Origin of the sequence: Corynebacterium sp. 21KM1197 (genome assembly GCF_033783015.1) — a bacterium.
Lineage (GTDB): Bacteria > Actinomycetota > Actinomycetes > Mycobacteriales > Mycobacteriaceae > Corynebacterium.
Map to the genome: position 1 here is coordinate 1 of NZ_CP123908.1, position 18,457 is coordinate 18,457.

Annotated in this window: 17 protein-coding genes and 2 pseudogenes; 14 read left to right on the forward strand and 5 right to left on the reverse strand. The window is 51.0% G+C overall.

From position 1 onward, the window contains the following. The 3 genes from OLW90_RS11530 to OLW90_RS11540 all read left to right on the forward strand — a co-directional run. Window positions 1-2,183 (forward strand): VaFE repeat-containing surface-anchored protein (locus tag OLW90_RS11530; protein ID WP_319651893.1); only part of this gene is annotated, 2,183 nt, incomplete at its 5' end. 882 nt (window positions 2,184-3,065) lie between these two features. Further along, a complete protein-coding gene (locus OLW90_RS11535; protein ID WP_319651894.1) occupies window positions 3,066-3,437 on the forward strand; it encodes a hypothetical protein in 372 nt (123 codons plus the stop codon). A 120-nt stretch (window positions 3,438-3,557) separates the two neighbouring features. Continuing rightward, entirely contained in the window at window positions 3,558-3,680 is a 123-nt protein-coding gene (locus tag OLW90_RS11540) for a hypothetical protein (protein ID WP_319651895.1), read from the forward strand. A gap of 44 nt (window positions 3,681-3,724) precedes the next feature. On the opposite strand, the gene OLW90_RS11665 is transcribed toward OLW90_RS11540, so the two are convergent. From OLW90_RS11665 to OLW90_RS11550, 3 genes and pseudogenes are all read right to left on the reverse strand, one after another. Then, window positions 3,725-3,907 (reverse strand): helix-turn-helix domain-containing protein, encoded by a 183-nt coding sequence (locus tag OLW90_RS11665; RefSeq protein WP_413464544.1) that lies wholly within the window; start codon window positions 3,905-3,907, stop codon window positions 3,725-3,727. A 60-nt stretch (window positions 3,908-3,967) separates the two neighbouring features. Next, window positions 3,968-4,429, reverse strand: a complete 462-nt coding sequence (locus OLW90_RS11545; protein ID WP_413464545.1) for a hypothetical protein — start codon at window positions 4,427-4,429, stop codon at window positions 3,968-3,970. A gap of 91 nt (window positions 4,430-4,520) precedes the next feature. Further along, a pseudogene (locus tag OLW90_RS11550) lies at window positions 4,521-4,723 on the reverse strand (RepA protein); the annotation flags it as partial. Between the two features lie 90 nt (window positions 4,724-4,813). Between OLW90_RS11550 and mobF the strand changes: the two are divergent. The 4 genes and pseudogenes from mobF to OLW90_RS11570 form a co-directional block, all read left to right on the forward strand. Next, a complete protein-coding gene (gene mobF, locus OLW90_RS11555; protein ID WP_319651897.1) occupies window positions 4,814-8,242 on the forward strand; it encodes a MobF family relaxase in 3,429 nt (1,142 codons plus the stop codon). 591 nt (window positions 8,243-8,833) lie between these two features. Further along, complete coding sequence (locus OLW90_RS11560) at window positions 8,834-10,093, forward strand: replication initiation protein (protein WP_319651898.1); 1,260 nt, start codon at window positions 8,834-8,836, stop codon at window positions 10,091-10,093. A gap of 244 nt (window positions 10,094-10,337) precedes the next feature. Beyond that, window positions 10,338-10,610 carry a hypothetical protein gene (locus OLW90_RS11565; RefSeq protein WP_319651899.1) on the forward strand — a complete coding sequence of 91 codons (273 nt, stop codon included), beginning with the start codon at window positions 10,338-10,340 and terminating at the stop codon, window positions 10,608-10,610. A 516-nt stretch (window positions 10,611-11,126) separates the two neighbouring features. Continuing rightward, a pseudogene (locus OLW90_RS11570) lies at window positions 11,127-11,435 on the forward strand (replicase RepA); the annotation flags it as partial. Between the two features lie 357 nt (window positions 11,436-11,792). Here the strand turns inward: OLW90_RS11570 and OLW90_RS11670 are convergent. Together OLW90_RS11670 and OLW90_RS11575 are read right to left on the reverse strand one after the other, a co-directional pair. Next, a complete protein-coding gene (locus tag OLW90_RS11670; protein ID WP_413464518.1) occupies window positions 11,793-12,029 on the reverse strand; it encodes a ribbon-helix-helix protein, CopG family in 237 nt (78 codons plus the stop codon). Further along, window positions 12,030-12,614, reverse strand: a complete 585-nt coding sequence (locus tag OLW90_RS11575; RefSeq protein WP_319651900.1) for an AAA family ATPase — start codon at window positions 12,612-12,614, stop codon at window positions 12,030-12,032. Window positions 12,615-12,975: 361 nt separating this feature from the next. On the opposite strand from OLW90_RS11575, the gene OLW90_RS11580 reads away from it, so the two are divergent. From OLW90_RS11580 to OLW90_RS11610, 7 genes are all read left to right on the forward strand, one after another. Beyond that, window positions 12,976-13,566, forward strand: coding sequence for a M57 family metalloprotease (locus OLW90_RS11580; protein WP_319651901.1), 591 nt, complete (start codon window positions 12,976-12,978; stop codon window positions 13,564-13,566). A 102-nt stretch (window positions 13,567-13,668) separates the two neighbouring features. Continuing rightward, entirely contained in the window at window positions 13,669-14,802 is a 1,134-nt protein-coding gene (locus OLW90_RS11585) for a CE1758 family FMN-dependent luciferase-like monooxygenase (RefSeq protein WP_319651902.1), read from the forward strand. A 28-nt stretch (window positions 14,803-14,830) separates the two neighbouring features. After that, on the forward strand, window positions 14,831-15,505 hold the full coding sequence (locus tag OLW90_RS11590; protein WP_319651903.1) for a CE1759 family FMN reductase: 675 nt from the start codon (window positions 14,831-14,833) through the stop codon (window positions 15,503-15,505). Window positions 15,506-15,570: 65 nt separating this feature from the next. Then, window positions 15,571-16,608: a pirin family protein gene (locus OLW90_RS11595; RefSeq protein WP_319651907.1), complete on the forward strand. Its 1,038-nt coding sequence runs from the start codon at window positions 15,571-15,573 to the stop codon at window positions 16,606-16,608. Continuing rightward, complete coding sequence (locus OLW90_RS11600) at window positions 16,609-16,968, forward strand: GNAT family N-acetyltransferase (protein WP_319651904.1); 360 nt, start codon at window positions 16,609-16,611, stop codon at window positions 16,966-16,968. A 7-nt stretch (window positions 16,969-16,975) separates the two neighbouring features. After that, on the forward strand, window positions 16,976-17,446 hold the full coding sequence (locus OLW90_RS11605; protein ID WP_319651905.1) for a carboxymuconolactone decarboxylase family protein: 471 nt from the start codon (window positions 16,976-16,978) through the stop codon (window positions 17,444-17,446). A gap of 124 nt (window positions 17,447-17,570) precedes the next feature. Continuing rightward, window positions 17,571-18,457: hypothetical protein (locus OLW90_RS11610; RefSeq protein WP_319651906.1), on the forward strand; the 887-nt coding region annotated here is incomplete at its 3' end.

Below are 18,457 nucleotides of genomic sequence, written 5' to 3' on the forward strand. Positions count from 1 at the left end.
GCCGTGATCTTGCTCCGGAGATCGCTACTTCTGCGTCGGTGAGTAAGGGCGCGAAGGTTGAGGCGTTTGGTTCTGACGAGGATCAGACTGTCTATGACACCGTGACGGTGAAGAACCTTGTGGAGGGTGCTGCTTATACCCTTGATGCGCAGTTGATGAAGAAGTCTGATTCTTCCAAGATTGCGGGTGCGTCTGCTTCGAAGGAGTTTGTGGCTTCTGAGGCTGGTTTGTCTGAGTTCGTGAAGAATGAGGATGGTTCGGTTTCTGGTGTGGTCGTGGTGGAGATTCCGTTGCCGGCTGGTTCGTTGGCTGGTGGGGATTCTGCTGTGGCGTTTGAGGAGCTGACTTCGATGGTGGTGGATGCGAAGGGTCATGAGACTCCGGATGCGTCTGCGCCGAATGCGATTGCTGAGCATAAGGATATTGAGGATGCTGCTCAGACGGTGACCTATGAGGTTCCGGATGATGGCAAGGTGAAGCCGAAGCCGCGTCCGGATGAGCCTTTGGATCCTATTTCAGATGAGCCGGTCGATGAGCTGAAACCGGAGGATGAGGCGATGGATGAGCCGCAGCCCTCGGAGGATAAGCCTGCTCCGCAGCCGTCTTCTTCTACGCAGCCTGCGGAGGCGGAGACGCCTAGCGAGTCTGTGACGGAGGAGCCGAATGAGCCGGTTAAGCCGGGTGCGCCGAAGCTTGAGTTGAAGAAGTACATCGGTACGGAAGAGTTCACCGGTCAGGAGAAACCGCAGGATCAGCCTGGTGCTGATGGTGTGGTAGATGCCCAGGATGCGTCCAAGGCCTTTGAGGCTAAGGAAGCAGGCCAGGATCTTACTGTGACCTTTGTTGTGACCAACACTGGTGATATGGACCTCAAGGATGTTTCTGTGGCTGATGAACTTACCGATGCTGATACCGCAGGTATCAAGATTGGTGAGATCACCCCGGCTAAGCAGGACATTAAGAAGGGTGAGTCGGTGAACTTCACTGCCACGCTGAAGGCTCCGGAGGCTGGGAAGCTGCATGCTGATAAGGCAAAGGCAACTGGTGTTCCGGTGGACGATCAGGGCAAGGAGGTTCCGTGGACTGATGAGGATGGCCAAGAGCACACCCCGGGTGAGCCGGTGGACTCTAACGACGACCCCGCGCACGCTAAGACCCCTCAGCCTGGTGAATCTGAGCCTGGTGAGCCGGAGTTGGCGTTGAAGAAGTACATCAATGGCAATGATGCTCAGGATTGGAACGCTGCTGAGAATCTGAAGGCTGGTGAGAAGGCTGCGGTGAAGTTCGTGGTGACCAATACCGGTGGTGTGGATCTGTTCAACATCACGCTGTCCGATGAGACGGTTGAGGGTGTGGGCGATGTGGAGAACATCACCCCGGAGCAGATTGATCGTCTGAATGTGGGTGAGTCTGCGGAGTTTGTTGGTGAGCTGACGCTTGCGGAGAACGAGGAGCACAAGGACGTTGCTAAGGCGGAGGGTGTTCCGCCGAGCCCGGAGAATCCGGATGAGCCTGGTGTTGATGAGCCGAAGGTGTCTTCGAATGAGGATCCGGCGCATGCTAAGACTCCGAAGCCGGGTGAGCCGGTGGTTCCGGTTCCGGGTGAGCCTGGTCAGCCTGGTGAGAAGGTTTCTCCGAAGCTGCGTCCTGGTGAGCCGGAGCCGAAGATCACGACGGATGCTGTGATTGAGGGTCATGGGCCTTTGGTTGCTGGTGCCACGGTGGTCGATACGGTGAGCTTTACTGGTTTGAATGTTGGCCAGCGGTATGAGTTGGAGTCTGCGTTGATGTGTAAGGCTTCTGGTGAGTCCACGGGTGCTACGGCGAAGGTGGCGTTTGTGCCGCAGGTTTCGGATGGTCGGATTAATGTGCCGATTGCGGTGACGGATGCTGGTTGCTCTGAGCAGGTTGTTTTCCAGACGTTGCGTGATAAGTCTGGTGATGTGGTGGCTGTGCATCATGATATTAATTCTGCTGCGCAGACGGTGACTGCTGAGGATGTTTTGAAGCCTGCGCCTTCGCCGGAGACGGTGGAGAAGAAGCGGGATAAGAATGTCACGGTGGTTAAGGAGGGTGCGCCTGAGGTTGGTAAGGCTTTGGCGCCGAAGTCGCCGCGTCGTTCGATTAAGGCGATTCCTTCTGGTTCCTTGGTGTTGGAGGAGGGTATGCCTTCCCACATCTAGGAGATAGCTAGCATAGAAAATATCTAGTTATCTTATTAAGGGGCTATTGCGAAACTTTTCGCAATAGCCCCTTTTGTTTGCAAGTTTTAAAATTTAAATTAAATTTCAAATTACCCTTCCGTTGCTGAAAATTAACACTAATAAGGTTGGGACATTATAAGATTCCATTTTCCATGCTTTGTCATAAGCTTTGCTGAAGATGTCGTTATAGAAATCCTAGACACATTATCCCAAGATACGAGGAGATTTAGCAAGGAGCGTATGTCTTAAATCTTCAAAGATATTCAGGAGGATCGTGGAGGCAGTGACCCTTTGATCTAGTTTATGAAAGGTGGGGACATTTCTGAGGAACCCTCAAAATGGACGCGGCACGTTGATCTCTAAGGGTCAGGAGGAGGTGCTTGTTTCGGCGCGGTCGCAGTTGATGTTGGAGTTGCGTGATGATGCGCAGCGTGGTCGGGATGCGGTGGTGGTGTTAGACGAGCTTGTACAGGAGTTGTCACAGGAGGGGTGTGTCCGTCAACGGCATGTGGGGCTTGTGCATGCAGCACAACGAGTGGTGGATGCGGCGGTAGCGCTTGATGAGGTGTGGATGCCGTCAGGGGTTCGCCAGGCCATGCGCGCGCAGGTAAAAACCCCTGTTGAACCTGTCTCTACGGGAAGATTATCCCGGAAACAACGCTGTGCTGCGGAACGGAAGCAACGAAGCGGGAAAGGTAAGCAGTACTGGGTGTGAAAACGGAAAAATCGGAACTGTCATCACTCACAGTGAAGAATTTCTTTCACCCGTCTACCGGCAGATTTTACTTTCGCACCTTGAAGCCTTCGAGAGGGGCGTGTACGCATTGATATTGTAAGGAAAAATACGTTAATCAGGCTTCCATGAAGACGAACAGAATTGCACGCAGGACTGCAGTATCTGTTGCTATCATCTTCTGTATACCGGCAATAGTAAATGCGGAAGATCGCGATGTAGAATGGACGCTTTCTTCTGAAGCCTGGGCACCGTCGTATGAGTCTCAAATACAGGGGACAGGATTCCGTAATGCTGCCGGTACTACATGGGCACCTGGCGGTGCAGGTGCGACTAACAGTATTAAAGTTGAGGGAAACGGAAAACATGTAGATATGGCGTGGGTTACCTATAATCAAGGCATGGCCCCTAGTAATGCATGCGTTGACGAGTTTGAGATTTATTATTACGAGGGTGGGGAACGTAAAGAAGAAAAATCGGACCCAAACTGTGCCCTCTAGAGGACTTCGCATGAATTTAATCTAAATAAAGATCTTGACCCAGGAAGTCAGTTCTGCGGTCGTGTTAACACTGGAGGTCAGTGGGGTAACTACGCTTGCATTGAGATTAAGGAGTAAATCATGGGAATTGCGAAGCTAGTCATAGGTATATTGTCTATAAGTGCGATGCTTGCGGTCTCTTTCGCAATCATTTCATTGCTGGTGGTTTTAATTAAGCGCACCGCGGATAAAGACAGCCACTAAGGACATTTTGCAGGCAGAGCCCAGTATTAATATCGTACATTGCTCTACCCTTTCATGTGTACGTAGCGGTGCACGGTCCCGACAGAGCAGCCGACTTCTTTTGCGATGGCGCGCATAGATAGTCCTTGGGAGTGAAGGTTTTGGACTTTGTCGCGTTTTTCGTGTGCACGTGCGATATAAACTTCGCGAGGCTCGCGAGTCCAACGTTGAGCTGACCTAACTGAAATACCAACTCGTTCTGCTACTTCACGAGCTTTTTTCCATGACGGGGATAAAGTGCGTAGACACTAGGCATGATTACTCCATGTGGAATAAGCTGCACTACGCCGTTTTCTCCTGATTTTTGCCGCGTGTGGACTGGATGGCGGAGAAGGTTTTGGGGGAAATCGTTTCCATACCCAGTGGGCGATGCTGCGGGAGAGTTGGGTTATTTCTTGGTTGGGGGGCTCGCGGTTTTCTTTTTCTAGGTTGAGGTTGGCGGCAGTGGCATGTGCTTGGATGACTTCAGTCCAGGTGGTGATGCCGTCTGTCCAGTAGTGTTTGATTGCTCGGTAGGACCAGCGGCGGGTGCGGTCGAAGATGTCTACGCTGTGTCCGATATCGAAGTTTGCTCTTGGTCGGGGGTCGTTCCAGGGTGGGAGTGCGTTGAGGGTGTCGAGAGCTTGGGCAAGCTCGTAGAGGCTGTAGGCGAGTTGGTGTTCTCCCCAGTAGGTGTCGTGGTTTCTTTGGGCGGCGCAGGGGTTTTTCATGATGCGTCCGGTGTGGGCGGTATCGCCGCCGAGGACGTTGCAGATTCCGGTTTCGATTCTGGTGAGCAGGTTGACGGGTCGGCGTCGCGCTGGGAGGCATCTCGCTGTCTCGTCCGTCTGCGCCGTAACTGTGGGCAATGTTGTAGGCATTCTCGTAGTCATCGATAATGACCGCGTCTGTCATGTGTTCGCCAGCAGCACGTATCCTGGGTCGGTTTTCAGGGCATGGCGGAAGACTGTCTCGTCGCGGGCTGCTTTGCCTTGGTTGATCCACAGCATGCACACCCCGTCGATCTTTTTCTGGTATATGATCTTGGTACATTTGCAACAAGTGGCTTGAAGGTGTCCACGTGGTTGCGGTGGGACTAAACGGTGGAGGTGGTAGTGGTGCTGACGATTGCGAAGATGGGTGCGCATTCGGTGGCTTACTATCAGTCCACCGTGGACGAGAGCAGGCCTGAGGATTCGTACTACTCGGAAAGCGGTACGAGTCCTGCGATGGCATGGCTACGCGGGGATGGGCCTGCTGCTGTAGAGCGCATGGAGCAGTACCTTGGGGTGGAAGACGGGCAGCGTATGGATGGCCGCGTGGTGGCTGGGTGGTTCAACAAAGCACTCGCCCCCAGCGGGGTAAAGCTTGGGCGTGCGCCCCGTCATGATGGGGTGCCTGGCTTTGACTTAACATTTTGTGCCCCAAAGTCAGTATCACTGCTGTGGGGCTTTGGGGATACAGGTAGTGTTCGTCAGATTGTGGATGCTGCTCACCAGCAGGCCGTTTTGCAAGCGCTAGACTATGTGTCTGCTCATGCTGGATATACCCGTCGGCAGGTAGTGGATCGTCGGGGGAAACGACTCATCATTGAGAAGTTGGTGGGGGTTTCTGGGGTGAAATACGAGCACCGTACCTCGCGTACTGGTGACCCGCATGTGCATTCCCATGTGCTGTTGGCGAATAAGCAACTATGTCGGGATGGGAAGATCCGCACTCTTGATGGTGTGAGTGTCTATCACGAGGCGCGTGCGGCGGGGATGGTGTATCAAGCAACCTTGCGGGAGATCCTTACTCGCAGGCTTGGTGTGCACTGGGCACCTGTGGTCAATGGGTGCTCGGAAATCATCGGTTTAGATAATAGTGACGTAATTAAGGCGTATTCGACAAGGGCGCGGGAGATTGATGCGTGGCAGGCAGATAATGGCCTTGAGGTGCGGCTGGAGTATCAGCGTGTTGCGCAGAAGGTAACCAGGCGGCAAAAAGACACCTCAGCCAGTCTCGAAGAGCTAAGGAACGGGTGGGACGCTATCGCTTATTCCAACACCGTTCGTGACTTTATTGACTCTCTGGAAGCACCCCCCACCGTTTTGGGAGAGTCCCCGCCCCTTCCCTCCCCGGCTGAGATTCTTGCTGCTGTTGTTCATGAGCGTTCCACGTTTACTCGCGCGGACGTGGTGGAGAAAACCGCTGAACTCCTCCCCGTCGGGGCCATCCCGCCGGAGGAGATTCATGCGGTGGTAGAAGAACTTACCGAGGTGGCGTTGTCAGAGACCAACACTTGGTTGGTGACCCCGGAAAAAGACCGAAGCGTCGATGATACGCAGCGGGAAGGCTCCCAGAAATACACCACCACGGCTGTTATCGCGGAAGTGGAGCATGGGGTGGATCTTGCGACACAGCTTGTCCACCGAGGGATAAAAACAGCGACGATCACCCCCGTAGACGGAGTGCTTTCTGCTGCGCAGGCGGACGCTATGGAAAAAGTGGTGTCGTCTAACTATCTCGCTTCGGTGATCGTCGCCCCAGCTGGGGCAGGAAAAACCTCTTCGCTGAAAGCCGCACACGCAGTGTGGAATGGCGCTGGAAAACACGTTGTCGGCCTCGCTCCAACCGGGAAAGCTGCTGACGTGATGGTGGGAGAAAACGTTGCTGATGTATCCATGACTATTGCGCGTGCTTTCATCGGCACCAACGGGTTAAGTCAAGACCAGATTGTGGAGAAACTTGGCTGGAACCGCAACACCGTCGTGGTTGTCGATGAAGCCGGTATGGCGTCCAACACGGATATCAATCGTGTTTTAGAGGCAGTCTCTCAGGCGCAGGCACGGGTTGTTTTCGTGGGAGACCCCCAGCAGTATTCTTCGGTGAAGTCTAGGTCAGGGATGCTGCAAACCTTAAGCTATGAGCTGCCCGATGCTGTGGAGTTGAAGGAAGTATTCCGTCAGCGAGACGCAGCAGAGCGAGAAGCATCGATGTGGCTTCGTGGTGGTGAAGAAGCTGATGTCTGCCGCGCGGCTCAGTGGTATCGAGACCATCACCGCCTCTATGCTGGTTCTTTGACCGCGATGATGAACGATGCCGTGGCCGGATGGGAAACCGACACCACTGTTGGTAAGCAATCTCTTCTGGTGGCTGCTACCCGTGAGCAGGTCACCGCGCTTAACGCGGCAGCCCAGAAAATCAGTGCACAGCGCGGAGACATTGACACCACCACCGGGGTTGATCTCTCCGATGGACTCACCGGCTATGTCGGTGATGTGTTGCTGACCCGGCGTAATGATTCGGCGTTGACGACGATTGCTGGGGGTATGGTGCGCAATGGCCAGCGCTGGCATATCCGCGCAATCAACCGCGATGGGTCGGTGACTGCCACCCGCATTGGAGATAACCCTGTTGAGGTTGTGTTACCTGCCCAGTATCTCGGGGAGTACACGCAGTTGGGTTATGCTTCGACAGGGTATAGCGCCCAAGGCATGACTGTTGATGTGGCGCGTGTGGTCGCAGGAGTAGGCCATCTAGATAAGGCCAGTGTGTACGTGCCGATGACTCGTGGTCGCGATGGAAACTTCCTCTACATTGCGGAAAACCAACCTGGTGATACCGAGACTGGGCATGGTCGTGTCACTGTTGTGGAGCGTCGAGAATCAGAAGACTATGCCCGTGACGTTCTTATTGCTGCTGCCAGGCGAGAACAAGGTGATCGTACACCGCAAGCAGTTTTCGGCCAAGCACGGCAAGACTGGTACCTGACTAGACTGCTGAATTCTCCCAGTGACCAGATCAAGGACACTCCCTTTACAGAGGGTTCTATGGCGGAGTACATGGCTAAGTTGACTGCTAAACGTGAGGCTCGTTTTGCCCAGTACCACCGTGATAACCAGGAACAGGTTGCCTTTCAGTTGCAGCAGGATTCCCGCACCCAGGATGGTGAGCATAGGCGTGGGGGTGTGCGTGAGAAGATCAATGATCGCCTCATAGAAGTGAAGCAGCGTCAAGCACGGTGTGAGGAGGAATTAACCCGTATCCGTGCGGAACTGGTGCCGTTGCGTGCTCAACTTGAAGACGTAGACGACCGGATCACGAAGACACGTCAGGAACTTCGACAAGCAGAATCAGAGGTTCAACGCGCACAAAACGAGCGTGATAGCCGTGGCGTAGTGGGGCGTTGGTGGAATAAAAACACCGATAAACAAGCCACAGATAAAGCAGTCGGCAGGCGAGAAAATGCTTCTAAGCTACTTGCTATTCTTCAGCAGCGTCGGTCTGCTGTGGCAGAACCCCTCGAAGCCCTCCAACGGCGAGAGCAAACATTGCAACGTGATCATGAGGAAATAGTGAGTGTTATTGAGGGGTATGAAGCGTATGCGTGGGCGATGAAAGCTAGTGGGGTTCTTAACGATGATGCCTCGGGCTTGATGACCCGTATTGCTCAGCAGCAGTCGATGAGCAATGAGCATGAGTCTGCTTCTTCGTTGAGTGTGGTGGAGCAGTCTCAACGGAACCATGCGCAGACCAACCCGGATATGGGCATGGAACTCTAACCCCCGATTTGTTAGGTGAGCCAGTGGCGTAGCCGGGAGAACATCCCACGAGATTCGGGCTTTGCCTGGGGCGGGGAATCAGTATGGGGTGTCACTTAAGGCTCTTGTGTACCTTATACAGGGCTGGCTCAGGGGTGTTTTATACGGGCGTAGGGCAAATATATTTCTGAGTAGAGAGCACAAAGAAAATCAGGAACTGATCAGGTTCGCTATGGACACCCCATGTCACATGGGAAGCCGGTATGGGGTGGGTGTCATCTCGTGGAATGACACCGGTGTGGTTTAGGATCGGGGGTACCCCATACATGAATGAACGCCACCGGGTTGCAGCCCGATGACGTTCGCTTATCACCCAGCATCCCCCTGGGAGAAAGCACGCCCATGACTATACCCGCAGCCAGTCACCTGGCGCACACCACCACACCCACTACGCCTGCTGTGGATACGGGTGGCTTAGACGACACCCCAGCCACCATGTTGGATCGGGAACGCCTTTTAGAGCACCTCGGCCGTGAGGTGCTGCATGGGTGTGTGGGCCGGGATTTCTCTAAGGCGTATGTCCGTACCCCTACAGGGGGCACAGCACCGCGGATGTACCGCACGGATTCTGCGCAGTTGGGTCGGTGCCAGTATGTGCGGCTGACGCATCCGCAGTACGCGGCAGTGTTGGTGGTGGATGTCGATCAGACAGGAACCACCGGTGGAAACCCGTCGAACCTGAGCCCCTATGTGCGTGGGGTGACTCGTAGCCTTGTTGAACATGGGATTGGCCCGGCGTGGGTGGGGGTCAACCCGGAGAGCGGTAAGGCTCAGATGTTGTGGTTGATTGACCCCGTATACGCCGATGAGGCGGGTTCTTCCCCGCAGATGAAGCTGTTGGTGGCCACCAGCCGTGTCCTTGGTGGGTTGTTGGACGGGGATCCGCATTTTGCCCACGGTTTTTCTCGGTCGCCGTTCTATGCGGGTAATGCTCCTGAGGCTTATCGTTGGTATCCACAACACCACCGTGTGATGCGTTTAGGAGATCTTGTGAAGCATGCTCGTGATCTTGCTGGTGTAGCCCCGCAGGAGACTCCACAGCCGAAGCAGCAGTTTGCTAGTGGCCGGGAGCTGATTGAGGCGGTCAAGGCCCGACGCGAGCAAGCTGTACAAGCACGAGAACTCTTCAAGTCCCTAGATAAGGAACTAGCAGACCTCGATGACCTCGGTGTTGATCGCATTGACGGGGTGAAAGTGCTCTGGATTAACCAGAGTCGTGCTGCACGGGATGAAACCGCGTTCCGCCACGCACTAGCGACCGCGCATCGGCTGCGAGAGGCTGGGCAGCGTATGACGGATGCGAAGATCATTGATGCTTACGAGCGTGCTTATAACGTTGCTCAGGCTGTGGGGGCTGATAGCCGTGAGCCGGAGATGCCGCCTATGCGGGATCGTTTAACGATGGCTAGGCGTGTGCGGGGGTATGTGTTGTCTGGTCGTTCTGCGCGCACAGGAGCCAAGCTAAGAGCCTCAGAGGGTGTGGGTGCTCGTGAGCGTAAGGCATTGGCCACGATGGGCCGTAGAGGTGGTCTGAAGGCCGCTGAGCGATGGAAAGACCGCAACAGCGACTACGCACAAGAAGAAATAAAGAAACTAGAGAAAGCGAATCAGCAGAGACAGACCAAAGGGCGTGTGACCGCAAGAGAGATCGCTAACTACTTCGATGATGTCTTTGTCCAAACTGGTGAATACCCCGCTGTGGCCATGGCTATGACTGAGTGCCGAGCTTCTCGGAGCACAGTTCTTCGGGCCATCAAGAAAGCCGGTATAGAGCTACCGCGGGGACGCCGTAAGAAAGGTGTCACACCGTAAGCAATACACGGTTCCCCTGCCCGATAGGGCAGTAGGTGTATGTTCCTTTAGCTTTTCTTGGCGTTTCCTGTGAGTTTGGGAGATGAGTAGACGAATGTATGCCAGGATGAGACGTCTCAAGCTCATGTTGGCGTGGATGCTCCCGTTGGGGTGATTACTGATGCCAGTGGCATGAGGAGGGTGTGTTGTGATCCACGCTATGAGCGTTGGCTAAGTCGTATCATCCAGGGTAAAGGAGGGGATCATGAAGACGTACCGAGATGTGGTGGTAGAGACCGTAGACCAGGTCGAGGGCTTCGACGAAGTGTACATAGCCCAAGCGGTCAGGGACGTTGAAGCGCATCGTGGGGATACGGATCCTGGTGATGTGTCCTATGGGCCGGGGGTGCTTCTGTGGGATCTCCCGGAAGAGGTACGAGGTGCGCTGATTCGTGAAGCAATGGCTGAGGATCTTTCCTTGGAGGTGGTCATCAACCGAGTGTTGATTAGCGACTACACGAACCCCCAAGCAGCCTAACGCTTCTACCACTCCACCGTGCTCTCGCAGGAGCAGGAGACGAGTTGTAGAGGAACGCGGTAGGAAGGGCTGCCGCGGCGCCCCTATACGGGCCGCCTTGCCCCCTAATGGGTGTCGCTGGGGTTTCAGAGGCTTTCAGAGCCTGTTAAGCGCTTACACGTCCCCAGGGGGTGGGTTTCTTCTCACCCCTGGGGTTTATCGGTCGTCGAGTTGTTCGTCGGTAAACCGTGACTGTACTTCCTCTAGCAAGCGCCGCGAAGAAACCTCCCCAAGATAGACATGATTAGTCCTTATGGATGCTTCCTGGGCGGTGAGGAAACCGCCTTCTACTAGTGCCACAAGCACATCTTGTTCTAACGCCCGAGCGGCTTGCACCGCTATGTGCATGTCGGGCACCACACCATGCCGCCACCGATTCACCGTTGGGGAGGTAACTCCGATTACACGGGCTAGTTCGCGGTCTGAGCGTCCCTGCCGCAAAGAATCCAGATACCGCCACCACTGACATCCCCTTGCCTGCGAGAGGCTGGGCAGCGTATGACGGATGCGAAGATCATTGATGCTTACGAGCGTGCTTATAACGTTGCTCAGGCTGTGGGGGCTGATAGCCGTGAGCCGGAGATGCCGCCTATGCGGGATCGTTTAACGATGGCTAGGCGTGTGCGGGGGTATGTGTTGTCTGGTCGTTCTGCGCGCACAGGAGCCAAGCTAAGAGCCTCAGAGGGTGTGGGTGCTCGTGAGCGTAAGGCATTGGCCACGATGGGCCGTAGAGGTGGTCTGAAGGCCGCTGAGCGATGGAAAGACCGCAACAGCGACTACGCACAAAGATAACAGAATAAACTCTGCGAAGTTTTCTAACACAGTCGTAGTGAAAACCCGAAAGATTCGTGCATCCGGTACACAATCCGTCTTTGATATGGTCACGAATCTGAATGGTCTTGAGATGATGAAAGGGCTGTTTCCCCTTCAATTAATAGGTATACAAAATACTTCCGCAATGTTCGAGATTATTTCATAATTACTTAATTGTTAACATATTGCGTGCTTGATATTTTAAATTATCATACCATCCCCTCCAATTGGTCAGTGTTGGTTTGAGATGCGTTTTAGGCGCGAATTATAGTTTCAATCAAAATGTAACGCTACAGCGCTATAACGTTAAGACGTTGTAGCGTTACAACGCTAATTGCTGGATATGTGGTTTTTTATGAGCCTTTCAAGGATTTGGGATACATTTGTTCCCTCCTCCACAGCGGCATGCTTGATTGCTTTCCAAGTCGGATCTGAAAGATAGACTGTCGTGCGTCGAGTTAACTGGGACTCTTTAGCCTCTCGCAGTGTCTCGGCAACAGGAACGCTTACACTGTGAGGGTCTGGCTTGCGGATAGTGTCAGCCAGACGGTTTTTCTTTTGTACCATTTAGACATCCTCCTCGATTTCTAATATTTCAGTACAGATTTCATTGAAGGTGTAGAGATTGTTTGGATTAGATCCAAATAAATTTTTAATATCTTCACGTTCTGGGACGAAATTATAGAATGTTGCAACTCCCTGACTTTCGAAAATCTCGCGGGTTTCTCGATAAAGGCGTCGCCTCTCGTGGACTCCAATTAAAAGAACTCCAACCATTCGGTGAGTTAGTGTGTCGAGTGTTGGCCATACCCGGTCAATGTCGATCGGGGAGGGATGGGTTGGCACGATAACAAGATCAGCGGTGTCGATTGCCGCTTGAATTTCCCGTGCCTGACCAGGTGGAGTGTCGACAATCTGCCATCCATCTGTTCCTGGGCGCGTACGGAGTTGAGACGCCCCCAACTGTTCAACAGTAAATTTTAGGGAGTCACCTCTCTGCTCTGCGACTTCCGCCCATCTGGTGGCGGATCCTTGCGGATCAGTGTCGAAAAATTCAATAGAGATCCCTCGATTCACTGCTGCAGTGGCAAGAAGGATGGAGCTTGTGGTCTTCCCCACCCCTCCTTTGGTGTGGACAAATGATATACGCATATCGATAGGCCCTTCATTGACGCTACAACGTTATAGTGTCAACATTGTAACGCTTTAACGTTGTAGCGTCAAATTTCCAGAAGAGCTCTTGGGTGCACCTTCCTGCAAGTGGCAGGGGTATGGAGGATTAGGATTGATTCGGGGATGATATTCACAAATATAGTTTTACCATTAATCAATTTATTGTTTGTTGAAGTGGGAAAATAACATACTTTCCATCAGGAGTTTCTATACAGTTACATGTCTAAAGTCTCACCTGAACCTGTATGTCAAAATTTTACTATCTTATACCTATATGTGATATAATCTATTCCAATTATTGCGGCTTGATTTGATGTGCTCGTGGTGGTACCATATGTTAATGAAAAAAAATTTTGCAGCAGCTATTTTCTCTTCTATCTTACTTTCAGCTTCCCCTGCGCCGTCTTCTGCTGCCGGATACGTTACGCCAGCTCAGTGCAGTGCGGCATTGAGCTCTGTTCAGATGGGGAACGGCCTTCCTGATGCTAAAATTTTCCACAATATCGGATCTCCAGTTCCATCCGGTCCAAATTTTCGCATTTTCATCGATACTGTCCATGAGGATTCTGCCCGTGAAGCAATTAACCGTTGGGAGACTGCCTCAAAAGGGAAAATAACTTTCACGGAAGTTAAGGATAAATCTGAAGGGGTTATTACAGTTACTGATAAAAATCCTTCACATGGAGGGGGGCCTGCATTAGGTATGGCTTTGAACTCCATCTCCGATCCGCAAATCCACATCAAGCCTTCAATTTCGGACCCCTCCGTAGCTGCGCAAGTATTGACCCATGAGCTTGGGCATATCATGGGCCTGGGTCACTCATGCGAAAATACTCTAATGTATAGATTTTTTGGACCAAAGCAGCTAGATAGGCCTAACGAGGTTGAGGTAGCTGCCGTTCTCGACCTTTACCGTGGTCGCGAGATGTGAGCCATATTATAGTCATGTCTAAGTGTAGCTCATATCTATTTTTTTTCACGGCATGAGGGTAGGTACTTGACTTGCTTAGTTTAAACCTGGCATAGTTGGGTCATGCAGTTTGGAGTATTTACGATCGGTGATTTAACCACGGATCCCACTACAGGTACCACCCCTTCAGAGCATGATCGCATCAAGGCTACGGTGCGGATCGCTAAAAAAGCTGAAGAAGTTGGTCTAGATGTATTTGCAACTGGTCAACACCACAACCCACCGTTTATAGCTCCAGCTAACCCCCCAATTTTATGGGCAAGTGTGGCGGCGCAGACCGAAAAAATTCAGCTGTCAACCGCTACTACACTTATAACTACCACTGACCCCGTACGGATTGCGGAGGACTATGCCTACGCACAGCACCTGGCAGAGGGTCGTGTTGATCTTATGCTCGGTCGTGGAAACACTGGCCCAGTGTACCCCTGGTTTGGTAAAGATATCCGCAAGGGAATTCCTCTAGCAGTAGAGAATTATCACCTACTTCGTAGGCTTTGGCGCGAAGAAAACGTTAACTGGAGTGGGGAATTCCGAACTCCTTTGCAGGGGTTTACATCAACGCCCAGGCCCCTTGATGATGTTCCTCCTTTTGTGTGGCATGGATCCATCAGGAGCCCTGAAATTGCAGAGCAAGCAGCATTTTATGGCGATGGCTTCTTCCACAATCATATATTCTGGAACATAGAGCATACCGAACAAATGGTTGGCCTATACCGTAAGCGCTATGAAGATTATGGACATGGCCGAGCTGATCAGGCGATCGTTGGTCTTGGTGGCCAGGTATTTATTGGAGATTCGGAAAAGGAAGCAAAGGATTTCTTCCGCCCCTATTTCGATAATGCTCCCGTTTATGGTCATGGTCCCTCTCTTGAGGAATTTGAGAATATCACACCCCTGACCGTTGGAACCCCTGACCAGATCATAGAGCGGTATTCTAAATATGCGGATCATGTTGGTGATTATCAGCGCCAGCTTTTCCTGATTGACCATGCCGGTCTACCACTTGATGTTGTCCTTGAACAAATTGAACGGCTCGGAAAGGAAATTGTTCCTGAACTCCGGAAGCTGGCAGAAGAAAGGCGTCCAGAGCATGTTCCTTCGGAACCGCCTACTCATGCTTCACTGCTTTCCCAGAGTAAGGATTCCAGTCATTTCTTGGTTCATCCCGGGAAAGATAAAGGCAATGAAGGAAAATAACTAATCAAGTAATTGTGAGTGTGAAGAAATGAAAAAGCTTGTTGTAGTCCAGTCGGGCTTATCTGTACCTTCTTCTACAAAAGTTATAGCCGAGCAGATCGCTGGCTCGGTTAAAGCTCAGGTTTCTAAGCGAGGAGAGGGGCTTGATGTCGAATTTGTCGATGTGAAGGATTATCTTAATGATCTAGCTTCCTTCATGTCGACGGGTATCCCTGGTCGGAAATTAAATTCCGTCCAGGAAAAAATTTCTAGCGCTGATGCGTTGGTTGCGGCTACACCTGTGTTCACAGCTTCATACTCTGGTGTCTTCAAACTTTTCTTCGACTCGTTTGGCACTGATTCTTTAAACGGGATGCCTATGATCATAGCTGCAACTGCAGGAACCCCGAGGCATTCTTTAGTTCTTGACTATGCAATGCGGCCTCTTTTCACTTATCTTCGAGCGGTCGTGATGCCAACGGGAATTTTTGCAGCAACAGATGATTTTGGATCCGAAGAAGGGGTTGCTTCGCGAATTTCACGTGCAGCTTCGGAATTATCTGAATATATTGTCTCTACGGAGAAGGGATCCGTAGTTGGGTTCGGCCCAGACTTTTTGTCCAATGATGGCATAGAGAAGGGGAAGCGACGCAATCCTGGTACAAGGGTTGAGATGGGATCCAGTTTCGCAGATTTACTAAAAGGCCATGATGGAAACCTTTAGAGATATTTGGTACCCATGTTGCAAATTGCAATATCCTATTTTTCTGTGCATGGTTGGTGAATAATATGTCTAATTCTGACATCAATCCCACTGGCTTCATTTGTGAAGCCGGAAAAAAGACCACTGATGTAGAGATAATCACAGCTCGAGATGTTCCCCTTGGTGGGCCTCGTGCTATGACAGTGTACCGTACGCTTCCTCAGAAGCGACGCAGTCTCATCGGTGCTTGGTGCTTTTGTGATCATTACGGCCCCGATAACGTTGCTGATACCGGCGGAATGGATGTGCCCCCGCATCCTCATACTGGTCTACAAACCGTTTCTTGGTTGTTTTCAGGTACGCTTCGCCATGATGATTCGAATGGTATCCATGAGTTAGTCCGCCCGGGCGAGGTTAACTTGATGACTGCTGGATCAGGTATTTGCCATTCTGAAGTATCTACAGAAGACACCACTGAGCTTCATGGTGTTCAGCTATGGGTCGTGCTGCCTGATTCTGCACGTAATGGTTCTCGTCGATTTGATCATTATGTTCCTGAGCCTGTAACTTTTCCAGGTGGCTCCGCTTTGGTTTTCATAGGATCTGCCTTAGGGAGCGTTTCTCCGGTTGAAACTTTTACTCCGCTCCTTGGAGCAGAGATTAGGTTGGAGCCAGGCGCTGAGATTACTATACCTGTTAATCCTGAATTTGAACACGGTGTTCTCGTCGACACGGGTGTCGTGAAAGTTGAAGGTACAACAGTTCAACGTACAGAGCTAGCTTACCTTGGTATAGAATCTGATTCTTTGAGACTGTATAATAGCGGTAGAAGTGATGCTCGTCTTATTCTTCTTGGAGGTACACCTTTCAAGGAGCCCGTAGTTATGTGGTGGAATTTTATTGGACGCAATGATTCCGAAATTCGTCAATTTCGTGAACAATGGAATGCACACAGTGATCGTTTCGGGAAAGTCACTGGCTATGTAGGACATTCGGAAAAAAGCATCGACCGTCTTCCTGCCCCACCTATGCCAGAAACTAAAATTGTCGCTAGGAAAAATCCTGCTTCTGTAGCACGACCAGGTGATGACCCTTATCGACCTTATATAGATAGGATTAAGTAAATGTCAGAGATTTTGACTGATAAAAATGGAACCTCCGTTTCGGTGAGTGTTATTCCTCAGGGAGGTGCCTATGGAATTTATCTTGAAGGCGAAGATAAGGAAGCAGGCACCACACATTTCATTGACAGAGGGAAAGAGAGAATCTTCTTCCATACTGTTGTTGGTGAGGAATACTCAGGTAGAGGCCTCGCTGGAATACTGGTTGAGAATGCTTTGGAAGATACACGCAACCAGGGTATTACCGTAGTACCTGTTTGTCCTTTTGTTCGTTCATGGACGGGAAAAAACGAATGGGATGGACCATTGCGTCAACCTAACCAAAACGATATAAAATTTGTTATCGATAACTCTCGGAGATGAGATAGTAATGGGAAAAAATATTTACCTTGATAAATCGCACCCGGAAATTTATCGTGAGCTAAATGGTGCCGCAAGGGTTGCTCGTAAATATTACGAAGAATCCAAATTAGGTCGTGACATTATTGAGTTGATAAATGTACGCGTTTCTCAAATCAATGGGTGCCCTACATGCCTGAGTATACATGTTCCAGCTGCAAAAAAAGCAGGGGTTCCTGAACAAAAGATAAACATTCTTCCCAGTTGGAGGAACGAGGGAAATGGATATTTTAGTGATAGGGAGCGTGCTGCATTATCTCTTGCCGAATCAATCACCCTACCTAATGGTTTCTCAGGTGTCGATTCTGTAGAAAAATCCTTGGCGAAGGCTAGAGAATTTTGGAGTGATGAACAGATTAGTTCCCTAGAGTGGGCAATAATATTCATTAATACATATAACAGAATATCAATATCATCTGGACATCCTCCAGTAGATAAATAAATTTACTCCCACCATTATAAATAATGGTGGGAGTAAATTTATTTCATAAAGTATGCGACTGCTTTAGCTGCGTCTTTCATGACTTGACTTTTTATTTATCTTATGGTAAAGTTACCCTGGTAATATGTCTGAAACTATTTTTGGAAGGTCAAATATGAAAGGGGAGCTGCAAAGTCAAGCATTGAGAATTTTCTCAATGGTCATGACTTTTGTGCTGTCCATCACCTTTTTTATGGTTGCCGCACCCACTGCACGTGCTGCGGCTCCTGTCCAGAGCGGCGTTGGCGACATTGTCCCAGGATGGAAACCTTATATTGGTGATGTTCCTGAAGGATTAAACGAAGGTCCAGGTAGGATCCTCCCGGTTAATTCTGAGGTCGGTGAAGGCTGGTGTATCGATTTGGGTCTCCCGAATCCGAACACCCATTCGAATCTATATAAAGAAGCGCGTGTCCTCACTCATGCTTTACCTTTGATAACGAAGGAAAAGCTTGAAGAGATCGACCAGTGGAAGAAAGATAATCCCAACGAGCGTAATAAGCAGAAGCTTATTGATGAAGGGATTCTAGCGGCTGAAGAGCTCGCTGGTGAACGACGCGATACGGTAATTCACCTTACCAAGATGCTCATTAAGGAGCATCGAAACAAGAATTACAATGAAGTAAATAAGATTAATCACGCTCTTCAGATTCTCTTGAATTCCAATTTGGGAGACGCTGAGCGGGCTTATCATGACCTTTATAAAGGTTCCACTAGTGCGGCATCTCCGGGGAGTGGCCTTACTAATGAGAACTTTGAAGCTTTGACTGGTTATAAAATTGGATTCGTGGGATCAGGTTCTGATCCGAGTCAATTTTATATAGAGAGGACCGGAAAGTCTTCTTCACCTATACCTAAGGCTGGACCTGGGGAGTATGTAACCGTTCTGGCTCCCGAAGGATACAATATTAATACTGTAACAAAGAATCCCAGCCAGAGGGTTATTGTTCCAGATCAGCCGGGATTGGACAA